Raw genomic sequence first — 22,892 nt, 5'->3', positions numbered from 1 at the left:
CATCCGCCCGGAGGAATCAGCCATGGCGGCGTTCAAAGTCAGCCATAAAATCTGTTAAGACTTTAACGCCTTCAATTGGCATCGCATTATAAATCGATGCCCGCATCCCACCAGCAACACGATGGCCTTTTAAGGCTTGCAAACCCTGCTCTTGTGCCTCGCTAAGGAACACTTTATCCAAGGAGGCATCCTTCATTTGGAATGGCACATTCATCAAAGAGCGGTTGGCGTGAACCACCTGATTGCGATAGAAACCGGTCTTATCGATCGCACCATACAATAGATCAGCTTTCGCCTGATTACGTTTTTCCATTTCAACCAAACCGCCCTGCTCCTTCAGCCATTTAAACACCAGACCAGAGAGATACCAGGCAAAAGTTGGCGGCGTATTGAACATGGAATCGTTATCGGCCAGCACCTTATAATCAAGGATCGATGGCAATTCAGTGCGAGCTTTACCTAATAAGTCGTCGCGCACGATAACCACTGTCAGGCCAGCGGGACCGATGTTTTTCTGGGCGCCAGCATAAATGACACCATAGCGACTGACATCAATCGGGCGAGAAAGGATAGATGATGAGTAATCGGCAACGACAATTTTATCGCCAAAATCCGGCTCTTCTTTGATAGCCAGCCCATCAATGGTTTCATTTGGGCAATAATGTACATAAGCAGCATTATCACTCAACTGCCATTGCTTCATCGGCAAAATACCCGTTAGACTATTTTCGTGGGTTGTCACGTCGATAACGTTAGGGACACAGTATTTTTGTGCTTCTTTGACTGCACTGTGTGCCCAATAGCCGCCGTCAATATAATCAGCACTGTTGTTGTCGCCGAGTAAATTCAATGGCACTGCGGCAAACTGCGCGCGCGCGCCACCATGGCAAAATAACACTTTATAATTGGCCGGAATTCGTAACAGATCACGCAGATCTTCTTCTGCGTCTTCAGCAACCTGAATAAATTCCTTACTCCGGTGACTGATCTCCATCACCGATGTCCCCAAGCCATGCCAGTTACGTAATTCCTGTTCCGCACGACGTAAAACTTCAACCGGTAACATCGCAGGCCCTGCGCTAAAATTATAAACTTGTGTCATTTCCCCTCACCACACTCAACTGAGATTGCCATCGTTATCATTACTCGGTTTTATCATTCGAGTCCGCCTGCTGCAACGGTTATTCACTGGCAAGGGAGAAACTCTCACCCCCTGCGATAGCAGGCTGTGCGTTATCCTGTCATTAATTTGGAATTATTCACCAAAAGCTACCGAACCAAGGTGTTAGCGCACGATAGATGACTCATTTTGCTCGTTGATGGTCCAAAGCTTCAACCCAGTGGTGGTGACCACAACGTTGGCAGGTTTTCTCTGCACCGCTGGATAACGCCACTATCAGGCTGCACTGGCTACAGGCATACTCCGCAGGTTTTTCAATGGTGACCAAGGGGTTAACACAGCATTTAGGTAATACCGGCAAACCGGGTTTGACATGTTCTTGCGCGAAGAAAAACACACTGATTGCACCATTGACTTCCAGGATGGCCAGCCGTACCTGACCAAGATGCTCGACGCCTTGTTGGCGCAACTCCATAAAAAACTCATCATGGGTAATATTTTCCTGCTGCATGGTTTCCCAAACAAATATCCCATCACTGATGATGATCAACGGCTTCCCTTCCATCCACTGCTGTATTTTTTCGCTGCGTGACATCAAGAAAGTAGAGAGGCGGTACAAAATCATAATGCAGATAAATACCATTACGACTGGCAACATCGGCACATCTTCATAAAAAGTGACATCACCCGCAGCGGATCCCAATGTCAAAATGATCACGACTTCAAATAGCGACATCTGCCGCACGCCACGGCGACCACTCAGTTTGAGGAATAAAAAAACCAAGACAAAGGTGAATAAACAGCGCATGCCCACTTCGGCCAAGAATTCGATGGGGAATTTATCCAGTGCCATTCGTTTGAGATCAAATGTTTGCATTTATAGTTGCCCAATAACTTTTTGATTCATTAAAGATAGTCGCCGGACGGCATGGGTGGGTTTATTTCAGATTAGTGGTAATAAAGCAGATACGGAGGCCGAAGCCCCCGTCAAAGACTTATTGAATCAATATGCGTGGAATAGCTTTTGGATCTCTTGCGGTTTTTGCGTTTGGGTTAATGCCAATTGCAGCAACACACGTGCTTTTTGTGGATTGAGTGAGCCGGATGCAACAAATCCATATTTGGTGTCATCAACTTCTGCATCTTCCGTGGTAGAACCAGTAGGCACACGGGATGAACGCACAACAACAACCCCACTGTGTGCTGCCGTTGCCAGCGTGTCAAAAACAGAATGATAGAGGTTACCGTTACCAACACCGGCACTGACAATCCCTTTATAGCCATCAGCAATCAGCGCTTTAGCCGGTAAATCAGAGGCATTGGCATAGTTATAAATAATGCCAACTTTTGGTAATTCACTCAGTTTGCTGATATCGAAAGCGGGTTGTCTTGGCGCGGGTTGGTGCAGATAATTCACTTTACCGTCATAAATAGACCCCAAGGATCCGGTATTCGGTGACTGGAATGTCTGCACCGAGGTGGTATTGGTTTTCATCACATCACGGCCACTTAGCACTTGGTCATTCATCGCTACCAGCACACCACGTTTAGCTGAATTGGCGTCACTGGCGACGACCACTGCATTATAGAGATTCAGCGGACCATCTGCACCCAGGGCAGTTGCCGGGCGCATCGCCCCAACCATCACCACGGGTTTATCGCAATTCACCGTTAAATCAAGAAAATAGGCAGTTTCTTCCAGAGTGTCAGTGCCATGCGTAATCACGAATCCGTCTGTTTTGGCGCAATCGGCATTAATTTTTTTCGCCAACTTCAGCCAGACCTCGTCATTCATATCTTGAGAACCGATATTAACCACTTGCTCGCCCTGAATATTGGCGATTTTTTTCATTTCCGGCACCGCGTTTACCAGGGCATCAACCCCCAATTTACCGGCTTTATAGTTAGATTTAGTGGCTGAATCTCCGCCACCGGCGATAGTTCCCCCGGTTGCCAATAGGGTGATATTGGGTAGAGCAAAGGCCGAACCGCTGATCCCTGCTAAGATTCCGGCTAAAACAGTTAGCTTTATAGATTTCACATTATGACTCCGTTATTTATAAGCTAGTGAATTATGCGGAATATCCATACTGAAACTGTGACATTTGCTGCGCTTTAGGAATACATGGAGCTATTAACTAAAACCCCGTATGATTGCGCGTTTTTAGTACCGCCAAAAAGTGACGACAATGACCCAAACCTTTATTCTCGGCAAAGACGCCGCGCTGGAAGACTCAATCTCTCGCTTTCAGCAAAAGCTGAGTGACCTCGGTTTTAATATTGAAGAAGCCTCTTGGCTTAACCCGGTTCCTCACGTTTGGTCGGTACATATCCGCGACCGTGATTGCCCGTTGTGCTTTACCAACGGCAAAGGTGCCAGCAAGAAAGCGGCACTAGCTTCGGCTTTAGGTGAATATTTCGAACGCTTATCCACCAACTATTTCTTCGCTGACTTCTATCTGGGCAAAGCCATTGCCGAAGGTGATTTCGTTCATTATCCCAACGAGAAGTGGTTCCCGATCCCAGCAGATAACTTGCTGCCAGAAGGCATTCTCGATGAGCGCCTGCTGGCGTTTTACGATCCAGAGCAGGAATTGGTCGCCAGTGACCTGGTGGATTTGCAATCAGGTAACGCCAAACGCGGGATCTGTTCATTGCCCTTTACCCGCCAGTCAGATTTAGAAACCGTCTATATTCCAATGAATATTATCGGCAATCTGTATGTCTCAAACGGCATGTCTGCGGGCAATACTGCCAATGAAGCTCGGGTACAAGCCCTGTCCGAAGTCTTTGAACGTAAAGTTAAAAACCGTATTATCGCAGAATCTATCAGCTTGCCGGAGATCCCTGCTGCGGTGTTAAACCGCTATCCAGGTGTGGTAGAAGCCATTGCCAAGCTGGAAGAAGAAGGTTTCCCAATTCTCTCTTACGATGCCTCTCTAGGTGGCGCTTATCCGGTTATTTGCGTAGTACTGTTTAACCCGTCAAATGGCACCTGTTTTGCCTCATTCGGTGCACATCCTGACTTTGGTGTCGCGCTGGAACGCACCGTGACTGAGCTATTGCAGGGCCGTAGCCTGAAAGACCTGGACGTCTTTACCGCGCCGACCTTCGATGACGAAGAGGTGGCAGAGCACACCAATCTGGAAACCCACTTTATCGATTCAAGTGGCTTGATCAGTTGGGATATGTTCAAAGACAAGGCCGACTATCCATTTGTGGACTGGAGCTTTAAAGGCAGCACAGAAGAAGAATTCGCTACCCTGATGGCTATCTTCAAGCAAGAAAACGCCGAAGTGTATATCGCTGATTATGAGCATTTAAGTGTCTATGCCTGCCGGATTTTGGTACCAGGCTGGTCTGATATCTATCCTGCCGAAGATTTGCTGATGGCGAACAACACCATGGGTGTGCATCTGCGAGACAGCTTGCTGGCCCTGCCCGGCAGTGACTGGCAACCTGGGGAATATCTGGCGCTCATTCAGCAGTTGGATGATGAAGGGTTGGATGATTTCGCCCGCGTACGTGAATTGCTGGGTATCGCCTCGGGTAAAGATAACGGCTGGTATACCCTGCGTGTCGGTGAGCTGAAATCCATGTTGGCATTGGCTGGCGGTGATTTGGAGCAAGCACTGATTTGGGTTGAATGGACGCAAGATTTTAACTCTTCAGTCTTTACGGCAAAACAAGCGAACTATTACCGTTGCCTGCAAACCCTATTGTTACTGACTCAGGAGCCGGATCGTGAAGCGGCACAATATTACACTGCCTTTGTGAAAATGTATGGTCAGGAGGCGGTAGATGCAGCCTCAGCAGCCTTGGTGGGTGAGGCGCGCTTCAATGGCCTGTTCAGTGTTGATGAGGATCTAAAAGCCTTACCAGCTCATCAGGCACTACTAGGTGCTTATGAGAAGTTGCAAACTGCCAAACGCCGCTATTGGGCTAAAAGCGAGTAAACATTTTCTGCCAGCAAATAGCTAAATGCTAATCAGCAGAAAACGACCCACGGCGTTGTCTTTTGGCAGCGCCGTTTAATTTAGTACTGCAATTAATCCTGACGAAAATAAATACAAATCGCCGCGCTCAACAATTGTTTTTGTCATAAAAAAACGTTATTTTCTGACGCCGTAATAGCACCTTTAGACAAACATTATTTAGCGACCAGATAAAATAGATAAATAGGTGAATGAATAGTTAATTTTTAATGACTGATAATAATAAAAATAACTACAAATACCCCTTTTAGTTAACCTTCTCAACGGCTTTAAAACAGTCCAATCAAAATTATTTGCAAATCTTAAAATATTTTTTTCAATTAATAATCAATAAGTTAATCGCATTACCCCTATGTTTTATGGTGTTTCACAGCTAACTAAACCCGCGCAATATGATCCATATCAATTTTCACGCTATACTGCTTTGCTAGTATCTCGTTGTGCTTTATTAACCCTTAAGAGAGAGTTAGTGTGAAAGCTGACAACCCCTTCGATGCATTATTACCTGCGGCAATGGCTAAAGTAGCCGAAGATGCCGGTGTCTATAAAGCCACCAAGCATCCGCTAAAAACCTTTTATTTAGCGATTACTGCTGGTGTGTTTATTTCAATTGCGTTTGTTTTTTATATTACAGCGACTACCGGTACTGCTGGCGTGCCTTTCGGCTTTGCCAAGTTGGTTGGTGGTATTTGTTTCTCCCTGGGGCTAATGTTAGTGGTGGTGTGTGGGGGTGATCTTTTCACATCGACCGTACTCACAACTGTCGCTAAAGCCAGCGGCCGTATCACATGGCGTCAACTGGCATGTAACTGGGTTAATGTCTATATTGGGAATCTGTTCGGTGCACTATTCTTTGTGTGTCTTATTTGGTTCGCAGGCCAACATACTGTGGCAAATGGTCAATGGGGTCTGAATGTTTTGCAAACAGCCGACCATAAATTGCACCATACTTTTATTGAAGCGGTGTGTTTGGGTATTTTAGCTAACCTGATGGTCTGTCTGGCGGTATGGATGAGTTACTCCGGCCGTACCATAATGGATAAAATGTTCGCGATGATCTTACCGGTGGGGATGTTTGTTGCCAGCGGCTTTGAGCATAGCATCGCAAATATGTTTATGATTCCTATGGGTATTGTGATTAAAAATTTTGCTTCACCTGAATTTTGGCAATCCATAGGATCAACACCTGAGCAATTTGCTCACTTAACCGTAAGTAACTTTATTATTGATAACCTGATCCCAGTCACTATCGGTAACATCATTGGTGGCGGATTATTGGTTGGGTTGACTTATTGGGTAATTTATCTGCGCGGTGACCAGCAACATTAATATGTGGCCGCTACGTCTGGTTTTCGAAGAAATTAACATTAAAAGGTAGATGCATTATGACCGAACTTAATGAAAAATTGGCCAAAGCATGGCAAGGTTTTACCAAGGGTGACTGGCAGAACGGTGTAAACGTTCGTGACTTCATCCAGAAGAACTATACCCCTTATGAAGGCGATGAGTCCTTCCTTGCCGGCCCTACCGATGCGACCGACAAACTGTGGGCGCAGGTTATGGAAGGCATCAAACTGGAAAACCGCACCCATGCGCCAGTTGATTTCGATACCGACGTAGCTGCAACCATCACATCTCATGATGCTGGCTATATTAATAAAGATCTGGAAACCATCGTTGGCTTGCAGACTGAAAAACCATTGAAACGTGCACTGATCCCATTCGGTGGCATTAAAATGGTAGAAGGCTCTTGCAAAGTTTATGGTCGTGAACTTGACCCACAACTGAAAAAAGTCTTCACCGATTACCGTAAAACACACAACCAAGGTGTGTTCGACGTTTATACCAAAGACATCCTGAACTGCCGTAAATCTGGTGTACTGACTGGTTTGCCAGATGCCTATGGCCGTGGCCGTATCATCGGTGACTATCGTCGTGTAGCCGTTTACGGTATCGACTTCCTGATGAAAGACAAACTGGCCCAGTTCAATTCATTGCAAGATGATTTGGAAAACGGTAAAGACCTGGAAATGACTATCCAGTTGCGCGAAGAAATTGCTGAACAGCATCGTGCTCTGGCTCAAATCAAAGAAATGGCGGCCAAATATGGCTGTGATATCTCAGGTCCGGCAACTAACGCCCGTGAAGCAGTACAGTGGACCTACTTCGGCTATTTAGCTGCGGTTAAATCCCAAAACGGTGCGGCAATGTCCTTCGGTCGTGTATCTACCTTCCTTGACGTGTACATCGAACGTGACATGAAAGAAGGTAAGCTGACTGAAATTGAAGCGCAGGAATTGATTGACCATTTGGTTATGAAACTGCGTATGGTTCGCTTCCTGCGTACCCCTGAGTATGATGAACTGTTCTCTGGTGACCCAATCTGGGCAACTGAGTCTCTGGCCGGTATGGGCGTTGATGGCCGTACTCTAGTGACCAAAACCAGCTTCCGCTTCCTGAACACCCTGTACACTATGGGGCCGTCTCCAGAGCCGAACATGACCATTCTGTGGTCTGAAAAGCTGCCACTGAATTTTAAAAAGTATGCTGCTAAAGTCTCCATCGATACTTCATCTGTGCAATATGAAAATGATGATCTGATGCGCCCTGACTTCAACAACGATGACTATGCTATCGCTTGTTGTGTTAGCCCGATGATTGTCGGTAAACAAATGCAGTTCTTTGGTGCCCGTGCCAACCTGGCAAAAACCATGTTGTACGCAATCAACGGCGGCGTTGATGAAAAAATGAAGATCCAGGTTGGCCCGAAAGAAGCGCCAATGATGGATGACGTGCTGGACTATGACAAAGTCATGGAACGCATGGACCACTTTATGGATTGGCTGGCTAAACAATACGTTACCGCGCTGAACATCATCCATTACATGCATGACAAGTACAGCTATGAAGCTGCGCTAATGGCACTGCATGACCGTGATGTTTACCGTACTATGGCATGTGGTATTGCAGGTCTGTCTGTTGCGGCTGACTCCCTGTCTGCTATCAAGTATGCCAAAGTAAGCACCATCCGTGATGCTGACGGCCTGGCTATCGACTTCAACATCGAAGGCGAATATCCACAGTTTGGTAACAACGATTCACGCGTTGATGATATCGCTTGTGACCTGGTTGAGCGCTTCATGAAGAAAATTCAGAAGCTGCGTACTTACCGTGGTGCAGTGGCAACTCAGTCCGTGCTGACCATCACCTCTAACGTGGTTTATGGTAAGAAAACCGGTAACACCCCAGATGGTCGCCGTGCTGGTGCGCCATTCGGTCCAGGTGCTAACCCAATGCATGGCCGTGACCAGAAAGGTGCTGTTGCCTCTCTGACTTCGGTTGCTAAACTGCCGTTTGCTTACGCGAAAGATGGTATCTCTTACACCTTCTCTATCGTGCCAAACGCATTAGGCAAAGACGACGAAGTACGTAAAGCTAACCTAGCCGGTCTGATGGATGGTTACTTCCATCACGAAGCGTCCATCGAAGGTGGTCAACACCTGAACGTGAACGTAATGAACCGTGAAATGCTGTTAGACGCGATGGAAAACCCGGAAAAATATCCGCAGTTGACTATCCGTGTATCGGGTTACGCAGTACGTTTCAACTCGCTGACCAAAGAACAACAGCAGGATGTAATTACTCGTACCTTTACACAGTCGATATAATTCCCTGCCGCAGTAAAATGGCATAAACTTAAAGGCTCCACTTTAGTGGGGCCTTTATTCATCCAGCGTTGGAGAAATCCTGCTATGTCAGTACTTGGTCGTATTCACTCATTCGAATCCTGTGGCACTGTTGACGGCCCGGGTATCCGATTTATCGTATTCTTCCAGGGCTGCTTGATGCGTTGCCTGTATTGCCATAACCGTGATACTTGGGATACCCACGGCGGTAAAGAAGTTACCGTTGAAGAATTAGTCAAAGAAGCCATCACCTATCGCCACTTTATGAATGCCTCTGGCGGCGGTGTGACTGCATCAGGTGGCGAAGCTATTTTGCAGGCCGAGTTTGTGCGCGATTGGTTTCGTGCGTGTCATGAAGTAGGCATCCATACCTGTCTGGATACCAACGGTTTTGTACGCCGTTATGATCCGGTCATCGATGAGTTACTTGATGCCACAGATTTAGTGATGCTGGATTTAAAACAGATGGATGACAGTGTGCATCAGAATCTGGTGGGGGTATCGAATCATCGAACACTGGAGTTTGCCCGTTACTTGGCAAAACGTAACCAGAAAACCTGGATCCGCTATGTGGTGGTGCCGGGTTGGTCAGATGATGATAAATCGGCGCACATGTTAGGTGAGTTTACCCAGAACATGACCAATATCGAGAAAATCGAATTACTGCCTTACCATGAGTTGGGTAAGCACAAATGGGTCGCCATGGGCGAAGAATACAAACTGGATGGGGTGAAGCCCCCTACCACAGAGATCATGGATCGGGTGAAAGGCATTCTCGAAAGCTATGGTCACAAAGTAATATATTAAGTCATTACCGTTGCAAGCAGCTAATGGTGCGGCAACTTCAAACAAGAAGGGGGGCGTAGTCAGTTAATTAACGCATCCCCATAGATACCGCCAAATTGGGTTATGCCACTGGCGGTATTTTTTTGGTTGTTATATGGCAGCGTAAGGGGTCTGTTGTTTACCTGGCTTACGCAGCAACATCATCAAATACACTAAGGCGACAGCGGCTATCATGATAAACAGTAAATTATCGGAATAGCGCTGCATCAGCAGCGAGGTCATTGTCGGGCCGGTCAGACTACCGAGGGTATAACTCATCAGTAATGCCTGATTCATTGCCACTAATTCATCAGCGCTGGCCTTTTCACACGCCCAGGCCATGGCGACCGGATAAAGGGTAAAACCGGCACACCCCAGAATAAATAATGCCGGGGCCAAGGCATAATTACCTAAAATGGCTACACTGCCGAGGATGACGACAAACACTTGAATGCGCAGCACCAGTAAACGACCATAACGGTCCGCCATTTTGCCTATCGGCCATTGACCGATAATGCCTGAGCTAACCAGCAAAGCCATCCACCATCCAACGCTGGCATCACTCATGCCCTGATGCGATAAATAGAGCGGCAACAGGCCATAGAGCGAACCTAACAGTACCCCTGAGATAATGCAGCCATTAATACCCAGGCGAGCGCTACGGCGCTTAAGCATCGGCCAAATGGCAATGTGTGAGGACTCACTGCTACCCTGATGCGAGAAGTGGGCAAACAGCAGCGGCAGCATAGCTGTAATAACCAATGTACTGACCCAAGGGATAACATTGAGTAATTGCGTTGACACGACACCTAATAATAATTGCCCGGTGACGGTTCCCAGATAATAGACCATCATATAAGCCGCCAGCAGTTGCCCACGGTTGGTTAACGTGCCACTGCGCAGTAACGCACTCTCAACAATGACCCAAATCAGAGCGCAGGCTACGCCAGCCAAAAAGCGCCATCCCAGCCAACTCCAGAAATCCACTGATAGCATTAATCCGCAAGTCGCCAACGCAAATAAAAAACAGGCGTAATGGTAGCTGCGATTAAATCCAAGTTGCTGGATCAAGCGCCCCGCAATCAGTGTCCCAACCAGATTCCCACTAAAATAAGACGAGCTAACCATCCCCACCTGCCAAGTCGGCAATTGTTGATGGGATAACCATAAGGGAACCAATGTATTTAGCACTGCGATAGAAATCGTAAACAGCAAAAGCCCACAGAGCAGAAGCAGAACCGGGCGAGAATATGCGGACATAATAAGACAGGAGCCGTCGGGACGATAAAAGTGAGCGCATCATGCCACCGGCGATATAAAAGTCAATTACTGCGCGGGAGGGGATAGCACGATATGTTGGAAGCACCTACGAGCAACCTTCAGCCTTTACTCTGGCTATACGCCAAAAAGAAAAAGCGCCCTGGGGCGCTTTCTGCATATTGGATTAGTGATTAATCCGTATGTTATTAACCGATAAAGTCCAGGCCACCCATATATGGGCGTAATACTTCTGGAACCTCAATTCGGCCATCTGCCTGCTGGTAGTTTTCAATCACTGCAACCAGGGTGCGGCCAACCGCCAAACCAGAACCATTCAGGGTATGAACTAAACGGGTTTTTCTATCGGTTTTATTGCGGCAACGAGCTTGCATACGGCGCGCCTGGAAATCCCACATGTTAGAACAGGAAGAGATTTCACGGTAAGTATCCTGCGCTGGCAGCCATACTTCCAAATCGTAAGTCTTGCTGGAACCAAAGCCCATATCACCAGTACACAGCAGCACTTTGCGGTATGGCAGGCCCAGTAATTGCAGAACTTTCTCTGCATGACCGGTCAACTCTTCCAGTGCCGCCATCGAATCTTCCGGGCGAGTAATCTGCACCATCTCAACTTTGTCGAACTGATGCATACGAATCAAGCCACGGGTATCACGACCATAGGAACCCGCTTCAGAACGGAAGCATGGGGTATGGGCCGTCATTTTCAATGGCAGAGTGTCTTCTTCCAGAATCTCATCGCGTACCAGATTGGTCAGCGGCACTTCAGCGGTCGGAATCAGTGCATAGTTACTGCTATCTGACTCTTCTTCCAGCGGTTTGGTGTGGAATAAATCTTCACCAAACTTAGGTAACTGGCCAGTACCATACAAAGTGGCATGGTTAACCAGATAAGGAACATAAGCTTCTTGATAACCGTGTTTTTCGGTATGCAGGTCCAGCATAAACTGGGATAACGCACGGTGCATACGGGCTATTTGCCCTTTCATCACCACAAAACGCGCACCAGTCAGCTTCACTGCAGCAGCAAAATCAAGACCACCGGCCATTTCGCCCAGCGAGACGTGATCTCTCACTTCAAAATCATACTTACGCGGCTCACCCCAACGGCTGACTTCAAGATTGTCTTTCTCATCTCTCCCCACAGGGACAGAATCATCCGGCAGGTTAGGAATAGACAACGCCAGTAAGCGGATTTCGTTTTGCAGTTTGTCCAGCTCAGCCTTAGCCGCATCCAGCTTCTCACCCAGCGCATTCACTTCCAGACGTAATGGTTCGATATCTTCGCCACGCGCCTTGGCCGCACCAATCAATTTCGATCGGGAGTTACGTTCTGCTTGCAGACTTTCTGTTTCAACCTGTAAAACTTTGCGGCGCTCTTCTTGTTGGCGCAACATCTCAACATCAAGTTTAAAACCTCTGCGAGCAAGTTTTTCGGCGACTGCGTCTAGCTCATTGCGCAGCATATTGGGATCGAGCATGCTAGTCCTGTGCTTGTAGTTATAGAATGCCTTTCATCTTTGAAGTTGCAGCGGTATTAGCAGCGTTCTCTCACCCGAATCACTTACCTCAGTAAACTCATCGAGACTCGCTTACTTGCTGCCTACCTGCCACTTCAACTATTTTGGGCATAATGGTTATTAAAGGAGAATTTCATGACATAAGCGGTATAAACAGCCACTTACCATATAGCGCTAACCTTACCGCAACAGCAAGACTAGCGGTAGCGTTTTATCGGGCTATTTTGATCCTGCTCAGCCAACCATGCCAGCTTTTCACCGATTTTACCTTCCAGACCACGGGATGAGGGTGAATAGTAGCGAGTCGCGGCCATTTCTGGCGGGAAATAGTTCTCACCTGCAGCATAAGCATGCTGTTCATCATGGGCATATCGGTACTCCGCCCCAAGCCCCATCTCTTTCATCAGTTTGGTCGGTGCATTACGTAGGTGTTCTGGCACATCAAAGTCAGGCTTATCACGCGCGTCCTGCATCGCTGCTTTAAACGCGGAATAAACCGCATTACTTTTTGGTGCACAAGCTAGATAAACAATGGCCTGAGCAATCGCCCTTTCACCTTCTGCCGGACCGACTCGAGTAAAACAGTCCCACGCTGATATAGCCACTTGCATGGCACGAGGATCGGCATTACCGACATCTTCCGAGGCAATAGCCAATAAACGGCGGGCGACATAAAGGGGATCCCCCCCTGCAGTGATAATACGCGCATACCAATATAGCGCCGCATCCGGGGCCGAGCCGCGAATGGATTTATGCACCGCCGAGATCAGATCATAATAACGATCACCTTTGTTATCAAAACGGGCGCTCCGCTCGCCAGACACTTCTTTCAGCAAATCAGGGGTTAATACTCGCACCCCGTTGGCATCTATTTCTGCCATATCTGCCATCATCTCAAGGCTGTTTAACGCGCGACGAGCATCACCACCAACCAGCTCCGACATCATGCGGCGGGTCTCGTCCGGCAGTTTGATATTCTGCCCACCGTAACCACGGCTGCCGTCTGACATCGCTTGATCAATCACTTTCTCGATATCTGCGGCGGTTAATGCCTTAAGCAAATAAACCCGCGCTCTGGAGAGCAATGCCGAATTCAGTTCAAACGAGGGGTTTTCAGTCGTAGCACCGATAAAGGTAATAGTGCCATCCTCAATATGCGGCAAAAAAGCATCCTGCTGGCTTTTATTGAAACGATGGACTTCGTCAACAAACAAGATAGTGCGCCGACCAGCATCACGGTTTTGCCGTGCGCGTTCGATGGCCTCACGAATCTCTTTAATACCGGAGGTCACGGCAGAAATGCGTTCCACATCAGCTTGGCCGTAACGACCAATAATTTCGGCCAATGTGGTTTTGCCCGTCCCAGGTGGCCCCCAGAGGATCATGGAGTGTAACTGCCCCGCAACGATTGCCCGTGGTAGCGGTTTACCCGGTGCCAGCAAATGTTGCTGACCAATATATTGATCCAACGTCAAAGGCCGCATCCGCGCGGCCAGTGGTTGAAACTCATTTTGGGAAAAGTCGAGGGACATATTACTCACGCAAACCTCACTGCCGCTGGTCGTCCAGCGTCACCCCTTTTGGTAGGGTAAATTTAAATTTGCTGGCGTCAGCCGAGCTATTTTGTTGGCCTTTCAGGGTGTAAGCACTGCGCTGCCCATCTTGCTCAACCGCAGTAAAACTCTTGATAGTCCCCGTCGGCGTAACCGTAATGGCAAATTGCTTCAGATTACCGCTGGCACTTTTAGGTGTCAGTTCAAAATCATCGCCTTTCTGCTTAACATTGTACTGTTTCCAGTCATCCGGGTTGTTGCGGGTAATCAGCATAAACGGAGTGTTACCGGTTGCATTCTTCAACCAGGTTGCCGTGGCCTGCTCAACAAAGGGGTTGTAGAACCACAAGGTTTCCCCGTCTGAGATAAGTACGCTTTCATCCGGTGAGGTCATATGCCAGTTAAACAGATTTGGCCGTTTCACCCATAGCTCCCCTTCACCTTCCTGCACCGTCGCGCCATCAGCGCTGGTCACTTTTTGCGAGAAATTAGCATGGAAACTGTTCACCTTACTCAGACGACCTTGCAAATCGGTACTTACATCCGCCAGAACTGAAGCTGAAATTAAACCCGATAACAGACAGCAAGCAACAAGCAGTTTTTTCATTATTCTAAATACCTTATAAAATTCTCTGATAAATACGGGGTTATGCTTCTTTGCATAAGGGCCGCAAAGCGGCCCTGTCTATACCCGTCATCTTTCAAGATGCAGGGGTGTTAGCTGCCATCACTCACCCAACTCATTGAGTTATCTCAACTCCTTGGGGTCATTTCGTTGCCGCCTACCTGCAACTCGAAATCTATTGGGTATATGTTAACTTCCTCAGAGCAAAATATGACTACTCATGTGGCGGCGGGGCCAACACTTCACGATTACCATTATGGCCCGGCGTACTCACAATCTGCTGGGCTTCCATCTGTTCGATAATACGTGCAGCACGGTTATACCCAATACGGAATTGGCGCTGCACGCCAGAAATTGACGCCCGGCGTTTCTCTAACACAAAGCTCACGGCCTGATCAAACAGTGGGTCCAGCTCTTCATCACTGTCCAATCCAAGACTACCGCCTTCCCCTTCTTCACTACCACTAAGAATGCTCTCAATGTATTGAGGACGACCTCGGGCTTTCCAATCATTAACCACGGCATGCACTTCTTGGTCACGGACAAAGGCACCGTGCACACGTACCGGAATCGAAGAGTTTGGTGCCATATACAGCATGTCCCCCATCCCCAGCAGTGATTCCGCGCCGCCCTGATCGAGGATAGTCCGTGAGTCGATTTTACTGGAAACCGTAAATGCGATACGGGTTGGAATGTTAGCTTTTATCAAACCGGTGATGACATCTACCGATGGACGCTGGGTAGCCAGCACCAGATGGATACCGGCAGCACGGGCTTTCTGTGCCAGACGTGCTATCAACTCTTCAACTTTTTTGCCCACTGTCATCATTAAATCGGCAAACTCATCCACCAGCACCACGATATAAGGCAGTTTCACCAGCATCGGCGGTGAGATGTCCATGCTATCGGATGGCTTCCAGAATGGATCAGGGATTGGCCGCCCCATAGCTTCAGCCTGAGCTACGCGCTCGTTATAGCCTGCGAGATTACGCACGCCCAGCGCCGACATCAATTTATAGCGCCGTTCCATCTCGCCGACACACCAGCGCAATGCATTTGCGGCATCCTTCATATCAGTAACCACTTCGGTTAGCAGATGAGGAATGCCTTCATACACCGATAACTCCAGCATTTTCGGGTCAATCATGATAAAGCGCACCTCATCTGGTGTGGCTTTATACAAGATACTGAGGATCATCGCGTTCACCCCAACCGACTTACCAGAACCGGTAGTACCGGCCACCAGCAAGTGTGGCATTTTGGCTAAGTCTGCCACCACCGGCTGCCCGGCAATATCTTTACCAAGCACAATAGCAAGCGGAGAAGGGTTATCACGGAATTTGGCACAGTCGAGCACTTCCCTCAGGTAGACCGTTTGACGATGCTTATTCGGCAATTCAAGCCCGACATAAGGTTTGCCCGGAATAACTTCTACTACACGCACAGCGATAGCTGATAGAGAACGGGCCAAATCGCGGGAAAGATTGGAAATGCGCGACGCTTTAACACCTGGAGCCAAATCCAACTCAAAGCGAGTAATGACTGGCCCTGGAGAAATACCCACTACTTCCGCTTTTACCCGATAATCACCTAAACGTGCTTCAACCAGACGAGCCGTTTGCTCTAAAGCAAACATATCAACTGGTTCTTCCTCCGCTGGCGGAGAAGAAAGTAAATCAAGCGTAGGCAGTGGTGTGGTCGGTTTAATCAACGGCTGATCATTACGCATCAGGAACGGGTGAATCAAGCTGTCCATTGCTGGCGTTGGTTGCACGGGGGCGACAGGTGGTACCGGTATTGTTGGCTCAACAGCAGACGGGGCTATTGCCGGAGCATGTGCTGTTGTCGGTGCATAAGTAGGCGTTGCCGCAGACTGCGTATAGGGTGCTGGCACCGATGTGACTTGCCCTGAATGCGTTTGATGCACTGATGGCTGCTGATATTGCGCTGGTTGCTCAGGCGAAATAGCGTCTGGAGAAGCGGCGGGTTCCCCTTCATCAACATAGGGAGAAAGCGTGAACAAGGGCTCACGAGGGCTATCATCAACAAGATCTGCGACCGGCGAGAATGTATAGGCGCGGCGGATATCAACAGGCTGCATTCCTTCTGCGACACTGTTTTTGTGATGAGTAGAGTCTTCGTGATGAACAACGTCTTGGTGCTGAACCGCCCCATAACGATGCTGTTGTTGTGCTGCGAATGCCTGCCGTAATGCGGCTTCTTCTAAAGCTTGCTCATCTTCTGGCTCAGGGGCGGTGAACGTATTACCCCCTGCGTCTGATGATTGCTCGTAACGCTCGGATTGCTGGTCGGCAAACGCTTTACGCAAGATAGCCTGCTGCAACGCATCATCATCTGCTGATAGAGGCTCGCTGTCGAACGACGCTGCAGTAACCTGAGGATTTTGCGCTTCTTGTTCGCGTTGTTCCTGTTCCGCCATACGTTGTGAAGGCAACTTGATACCGTAAGAGGCCAACTCACGCCGCGTTGGAATACGCACAGGGTTAGGCCGTGGTAACTCAGGACCGATACCCTGTTTTACCTGAGAACCGGTGTCACTAGTAGCAGTAAATGCTGGCATAAACGTCGCTGCTGCACTCGCAGCGGCGATGGCTGTTCCCGACAAACCGTGATGAGACAATGGGTTATTTGACAAGCTGCTATTGATCAATGGGTCACTAATCAGTGGATCACTGGCCGAACTTACTGCGGCCAAACCATCAAGGGCACGGCCAAAACCAGTGTTCGCATTAGGAACACTATCGACCTGATCACTATGGCGCTGTGCTGTTGAGAAATCGAACGGCGAATGGCTGACAGGTGCAGGTGGTACATCCCATGCCCCCATTTGTGGCTCTGGTCGCTCAACAGGCGTGGCAACGCGAGTCTGAACCGGTGATGGCGTCTCTTGCGGAATTTCAAACGAATATAACGGCGGTGTCGCTGTCGAGTTAGCCGTCATCGGTGCCGTGCTATGGCTGCTAACAGACTCGGCTATCACCTCAGGAGCAGGTTGATAGTCATCATCTGTTGCCCGCAGGCTGCTTAATAGAGGATCATAGTCGCCATTGGACCCCGGCGCTGGGGATAAGGCCGGCTCAGGCGCATTGGCGATGGCGTCGGTTGCTGATGGCGCGGAGAATAGCACGTCGTCATCAGCATGAGCCGCAGATGCCGCAAGTGCGGCGCTAGCCGCGCCTACTGCTAGCGCTTTATTTGAAGCCGCCCGCTGCTCTTGTTCAGCAACGTCGGAATCTTCAACCTGATAATCGTCATCTTCATCGTCATAGCGTTCTTCACGACGTGAGCGATTAGTCATAAATGTCAGTGAGCCTAAGACCACTCCGCCAATTTTCTCAGCAATGACCAACCATGACCAGCCGGTAAACAGCGTCAGGCCAACAGCCCAGATACAGAGCAATGTCAGTGTTGCACCGACACCATTGAACCACGGCAACATGGCATTACTGAACAAACTGCCAATTACCCCACCAGAGGCAAAGTAATAAAGATCGTCAACATTCAATGCAGCCAGGCCACATGACGTTAAAATCAGGGCTAATGTGCCAATCAGACGTAAAGAAAGAGCAAAGTAATCAACGTGTTCATTGGCATCGCGCTGACGGAAAGCCGCCCAGCACAACATCACCATAATCACAGGGATTGCGTAAGCCAAAACACCAAAGGTGAAGAACAGTGTATCGGCCATCCAGGCACCAATACCCCCACCAAGATTGTGGATAGGCTCATGCCATGCAGTTTGGGACCAGCTTGGGTCCGAAGGATTAAAACTGAGCAGCGCCGCCATCAGGTAGGCTGCCAAAATTGTTACCACAATCAAAACCGCCTCAAGTAAACGACGCCCGCTGCTGAGTTTTTTCAGGGTAACTTCTTTATCTTCTGTATATTCCTGGCTCAAGAAAGGCTCTCCAGGTTCCTGTTAACTGGTATGAGTGACAACGCCGAGAACCCTCCCGGCGTTGAAACTGTATGAATAAACAGGAGTGTAACCAAATTACTCAGGTTTTGCACCTGCCTGTTTACCGCGTTTTAATGACTAGGCGGTTACTCTGCTTCACTTCTTCCATGACCACATAGGTACGAGTGTCATTGACGCCCGGCAGGCGAAGCAAGGTCTCACCGAGTAATGTACGGTAAGCAGACATATCAGGTACGCGGGTTTTCAACAAATAGTCGAAATCGCCGGAAACCAGGTGACACTCTTGAATTTCCTCAAGATTTTTAACAGCGGCATTAAATTGCTCAAACACATCCGGAGCGCCACGATTCAGAGTAATCTCAACGATAACCAGCAGCGATGCATCCAAATACTGTGGATTAAGCAGTGCGGTATAACCTTGGATGAAACCCTGACGCTCTAAGCGGCGAACTCGTTCCAAACATGGTGTTGGTGATAATCCTACTCGTTTTGAAAGCTCAACGTTAGAGATACGCCCATCCTTTTGTAATTCATTCAGGATGTTACGATCTATACGATCAAGCTCTTTCCCCGGGCGTTTTTTATTATCTATCATCTTATAGTCTCTCTTAATTTCCTTGAGTCTGTGACATGCTCTCATCGTGCTTATACTTCGAGCCTGCTACAGACAACGACCCGCAGCCTGTTTTATGCAAATATATCAACACGTTGTTATCTCACACCCTGTCTGTCCAACTGTATGCGAGGTACTCGATGATTATTAGCGTTGAGGAAGAGATAGCACATCACGAACCGCCGTAGAAACTCCCCCCTACAGTTGTTCGAGAACTTACTTCACACGCCATCCAGCATTAATCGAAAACGTTCCAGGGTTTTCGCTTGGCATCACTGATACCAAATCTGAAATTTATGGCGCGCAGATAATTTCTTCTTCCTATGATGTTTTCGCAAATGCACAGCCGATTGTCAAAGTAAAAGAAGTTAAATCAGTAGAACGTGCCAGAATTAAAATCCCAGAGTGTTTCCCTTAGCTATTTTTTCGTCCTAAATTTGCTATAAAATGGTGCAAAAAGGTGGTTTTGTGTCATGGCTATTTTTTGCTCAATCGGCTTGCAAGCCACATTTTTTATAGGGTCAAAGCTTTTCAGCGCGAATTGGCGCGTAACGTAAAAATTAATTTGGGTCCAATTTGCCCGCAGCCTGACGTCGCTTCACCGCTAACTGCCGATTCTTAATACATTTAGTTCATTAAATAGGCATCACCTATCAAACAAATCGCTAACAACATTTTTGTCTGCTTTTTTTAATGCCCAATTTTCCCTACAATCGCTAACATTGTCCGCCATTGTGGGAAAGAGGTATTCATGAGCACGGCTAAACATAGCAAATTGATTATTCTGGGTTCTGGCCCTGCGGGTTACACTGCGGCGGTTTATGCTGCACGCGCCAACCTGAAACCTGTATTGATTACCGGAATGGAGAAAGGCGGTCAGTTAACCACCACTACTGACGTGGAGAACTGGCCTGGTGATCCTGAAGGCTTGACTGGTCCTGCTCTGATGGAGCGGATGCATGAGCATGCAGAAAAATTCCAAACAGAGATTCTATTCGATCATATCAACTGCGTTGATTTGCAAAACCGCCCATTCCGCCTGTTTGGTGATGGTGCTGAGTACACCTGTGACGCGCTGATTATTGCTACAGGGGCTTCTGCCCGCTATCTGGGAATGGCGTCAGAAGAAGCCTTCAAAGGCAAAGGGGTCTCTGCCTGCGCGACTTGTGATGGTTTCTTCTATCGGAATCAGAAAGTGGCGGTAGTCGGTGGCGGTAATACTGCGGTTGAAGAGGCGCTGTATCTGGCGAATATCGCAGCTGAAGTTCATTTAATTCATCGTCGTGATAGCTTCCGCTCAGAGAAAATCCTGATTGATCGCCTGATGGAAAAAGTAAAAAACGGCAACATCGTATTGCACACTGATCGCACCTTGGACGAAGTTTTGGGTGATGATATGGGTGTCACCGGTGTCCGCCTTAAATCCACCAAAAACAGTGAGACAGAAGAGATTGCTGTTGCTGGCGTCTTCATTGCGATTGGTCACAGCCCAAATACCGCCATCTTTGATGGTCAGTTGGCACTGGAAAACGGCTACATCAAAGTTCAGTCAGGTCTGCAAGGCAATGCCACACAAACCTCCATTCCGGGTGTGTTCGCTGCGGGCGATGTTATGGACCATATTTATCGCCAGGCAATTACCTCCGCCGGTACCGGCTGTATGGCGGCACTGGATGCAGAACGCTATCTGGATGGGCTAGTAAACGATAAGTAACGATTCCGCATGGGGATCCAAGCGCTATGTGGCGGGTGGTTTACGATAAGTGAACCACCCGTTTTTTATTTTCACTCGCCCGCATCCCAATTAAAAACAGTAAATTACTCCTGTTGTGGAATGCGGCGACTATCACAACCTAATGGTTTCACCTCTCGTCATGACAAGGTAATATTGCCTTTCGCGAGTTTGCCACCGTCAACGGTGACAGACACTTTTTGATATTTTCTAGCTCCCTGCGCAGATAAATTGCCTGATGAATAAAACAAGACAGTATGAGTTGATTCGTTGGCTGAAAAAACAAAGCGCCCCCGCGCAACGTTGGCTCCGCCTGTCCATGTTACTTGGCCTCCTCAGCGGGTTATTGATCATCGCTCAGGCATGGTTACTGGCCACCCTGCTGCAATCTCTGATTATCGACCAACTCCCCCGATCGGCATTGACTGCTGATTTTTGGCTACTGGCCGGAACCTTTGCATTGCGCGCCGTGATCAGTTGGTTGCGTGAACGGGTGGGATTTATCTGCGGAATGAAAGTTCGCCAGCAGATCCGTAATGTCGTTTTAGACCGATTAGAACAGCTCGGCCCTGCGTGGGTGAAAGGTAAGCCCGCGGGCAGTTGGGCAACCATCATTCTGGAACAAATTGAAGATATGCAGGACTACTACTCCCGCTATCTACCACAGATGTATCTGGCCGTATTCATTCCATTGCTTATCCTGATTGCCGTCTTCCCTATCAACTGGGCGGCAGGTTTGATCTTGTTTGTCACCGCGCCATTGATCCCGCTGTTTATGGCACTGGTCGGGATGGGTGCCGCCGACGCCAATCGGCGTAACTTTGTCGCACTGGCACGGTTGAGTGGCAACTTCCTTGATCGCTTACGCGGATTAGACACGTTACGGTTATTTAACCGCGCTAAAGCAGAAACCGACCAAATTCGTGATGCCTCAGAAGATTTCCGCCGCCGCACCATGGAAGTGCTGCGTATGGCATTCTTATCTTCAGCCGTATTAGAGTTTTTCGCCGCCATCTCTATTGCCGTGGTTGCCGTCTACTTTGGTTTTTCCTATTTGGGTGAACTGAATTTTGGTAGTTATGGTTTTGGCGTCACCCTGTTTGCGGGTTTTCTGGTATTGATCCTGGCCCCTGAATTCTTCCAACCGCTGAGAGATTTAGGCACGTTTTACCACGCAAAAGCTCAGGCAGTTGGCGCAGCAGAATCGCTGGTCACATTTTTGAGTAGTGAAGGCGAAGCGATTGGCCAAGGTGACCAAGTGCTGACAGGTAACCAAGCTATCACCCTGGAAGCCGACCAACTGGAAATTCTGGCCCCTGATGGCACCCGGTTGGCCGGACCGTTAACGTTCTTATTACCCGCAGGCAAACGCGTTGCCATTGTTGGTCTGAGTGGCGCAGGTAAAAGTTCATTACTCAACCTGCTGCTGGGCTTTTTACCCTATCGCGGCTCACTGAAAGTGAACGGGGTTGAATTACGCGAACTGGAAGCACCAGCGTGGCGTAGACAATTAAGCTGGGTTGGCCAAAACCCACATTTGCCGGAACAGACGCTGGCGGCCAACATTTTGCTGGGCCAGCCAGATGCGTCACACAGCCAATTACAACAGGCGGTGGAGCGTGCCTATATCAATGAATTCCTGGCTGATTTGCCACAAGGGCTGAATACTGAAGTCGGCGACCATTCTGCACGTCTCTCCGTTGGGCAGGCGCAACGTGTTGCCGTTGCCCGCGCCTTACTGAATCCGTGCCGCTTATTGCTACTGGATGAACCCACCGCCAGCCTTGATGCTCACAGTGAACAGTTGGTGATGAAAGCACTAGAGGAAGCCTCTCGCAGGCAGACGACGCTACTGGTTACCCATCAGTTAGAAGATACGCTGGGTTATGATCAAATCTGGGTAATGGATAGTGGCCTTCTGATTCAGCAAGGTGATTACTCCACCCTCAGCCAGTCTGACGGTTCATTTGCCAATCTGCTGTCCCATCGCAGTGAGGAGCTTTAA

General features: G+C 48.5%; 15 protein-coding genes. 6 read left to right on the top strand and 9 right to left on the bottom strand.

What is annotated here, in order from left to right; translation table 11 throughout:
• Positions 1-16: 16 nt before the first annotated feature.
• From serC to ansB, 3 genes are all read right to left on the bottom strand, one after another.
• Positions 17-1,102, bottom strand: a complete 1,086-nt coding sequence (gene serC / locus V1953_RS07690) for a 3-phosphoserine/phosphohydroxythreonine transaminase (RefSeq protein WP_442847717.1) — start codon at positions 1,100-1,102, stop codon at positions 17-19.
• 202 nt (positions 1,103-1,304) lie between these two features.
• Positions 1,305-1,997, bottom strand: a complete 693-nt coding sequence (locus V1953_RS07685) for a DUF421 domain-containing protein (protein WP_083158436.1) — start codon at positions 1,995-1,997, stop codon at positions 1,305-1,307.
• A 126-nt stretch (positions 1,998-2,123) separates the two neighbouring features.
• Entirely contained in the window at positions 2,124-3,161 is a 1,038-nt protein-coding gene (gene ansB / locus V1953_RS07680) for an L-asparaginase 2 (protein ID WP_442850811.1), read from the bottom strand.
• A 148-nt stretch (positions 3,162-3,309) separates the two neighbouring features.
• On the opposite strand from ansB, the gene ycaO reads away from it, so the two are divergent.
• The 4 genes from ycaO (at position 3,310) to pflA (ending at position 9,608) form a co-directional block, all read left to right on the top strand.
• Positions 3,310-5,076, top strand: a complete 1,767-nt coding sequence (gene ycaO / locus V1953_RS07675) for a 30S ribosomal protein S12 methylthiotransferase accessory factor YcaO (protein ID WP_442820776.1) — start codon at positions 3,310-3,312, stop codon at positions 5,074-5,076.
• A gap of 510 nt (positions 5,077-5,586) precedes the next feature.
• Complete coding sequence (gene focA, locus V1953_RS07670) at positions 5,587-6,444, top strand: formate transporter FocA (RefSeq protein WP_050084953.1); 858 nt, start codon at positions 5,587-5,589, stop codon at positions 6,442-6,444.
• A 56-nt stretch (positions 6,445-6,500) separates the two neighbouring features.
• Positions 6,501-8,783: a formate C-acetyltransferase gene (gene pflB / locus V1953_RS07665; protein ID WP_083158433.1), complete on the top strand. Its 2,283-nt coding sequence runs from the start codon at positions 6,501-6,503 to the stop codon at positions 8,781-8,783.
• Positions 8,784-8,867: 84 nt separating this feature from the next.
• Entirely contained in the window at positions 8,868-9,608 is a 741-nt protein-coding gene (gene pflA / locus V1953_RS07660; protein WP_083158432.1) for a pyruvate formate lyase 1-activating protein, read from the top strand.
• 129 nt (positions 9,609-9,737) lie between these two features.
• On the opposite strand, the gene V1953_RS07655 is transcribed toward pflA, so the two are convergent.
• The 6 genes from V1953_RS07655 to lrp all read right to left on the bottom strand — a co-directional run bounded on the left by V1953_RS07655 (position 9,738) and on the right by lrp (position 19,137).
• Positions 9,738-10,886: an MFS transporter gene (locus tag V1953_RS07655; RefSeq protein ID WP_442850810.1), complete on the bottom strand. Its 1,149-nt coding sequence runs from the start codon at positions 10,884-10,886 to the stop codon at positions 9,738-9,740.
• A gap of 206 nt (positions 10,887-11,092) precedes the next feature.
• Positions 11,093-12,385 (bottom strand): serine--tRNA ligase, encoded by a 1,293-nt coding sequence (serS, locus tag V1953_RS07650; protein ID WP_083158430.1) that lies wholly within the window; start codon positions 12,383-12,385, stop codon positions 11,093-11,095.
• A gap of 236 nt (positions 12,386-12,621) precedes the next feature.
• Positions 12,622-13,965 (bottom strand): replication-associated recombination protein A, encoded by a 1,344-nt coding sequence (locus V1953_RS07645; protein ID WP_372569320.1) that lies wholly within the window; start codon positions 13,963-13,965, stop codon positions 12,622-12,624.
• Positions 13,966-13,972: 7 nt separating this feature from the next.
• Entirely contained in the window at positions 13,973-14,584 is a 612-nt protein-coding gene (lolA, locus tag V1953_RS07640) for an outer membrane lipoprotein chaperone LolA (RefSeq protein WP_083158429.1), read from the bottom strand.
• A 232-nt stretch (positions 14,585-14,816) separates the two neighbouring features.
• Complete coding sequence (locus V1953_RS07635; protein WP_442850809.1) at positions 14,817-18,521, bottom strand: DNA translocase FtsK 4TM domain-containing protein; 3,705 nt, start codon at positions 18,519-18,521, stop codon at positions 14,817-14,819.
• 121 nt (positions 18,522-18,642) lie between these two features.
• A complete protein-coding gene (gene lrp / locus V1953_RS07630; RefSeq protein WP_005184714.1) occupies positions 18,643-19,137 on the bottom strand; it encodes a leucine-responsive transcriptional regulator Lrp in 495 nt (164 codons plus the stop codon).
• Between the two features lie 769 nt (positions 19,138-19,906).
• Here lrp and trxB point away from each other — a divergent pair.
• The gene (gene trxB / locus V1953_RS07625) at positions 19,907-20,869 is read left to right on the top strand and encodes a thioredoxin-disulfide reductase (protein WP_083158427.1); all 963 of its coding nucleotides are present in this window, start codon (positions 19,907-19,909) and stop codon (positions 20,867-20,869) included.
• A gap of 256 nt (positions 20,870-21,125) precedes the next feature.
• Positions 21,126-22,892: a heme ABC transporter permease/ATP-binding protein CydD gene (gene cydD, locus V1953_RS07620; protein WP_442850808.1), complete on the top strand. Its 1,767-nt coding sequence runs from the start codon at positions 21,126-21,128 to the stop codon at positions 22,890-22,892.

Origin of the sequence: Yersinia sp. 2541 StPb PI, assembly GCF_052217145.1 — a bacterium.
GTDB classification, from domain to species: domain Bacteria; phylum Pseudomonadota; class Gammaproteobacteria; order Enterobacterales; family Enterobacteriaceae; genus Yersinia; species Yersinia enterocolitica_E.
Note: the sequence above shows the minus strand (reverse complement) of the source record. Positions and strands in the feature narration are given on the sequence as shown.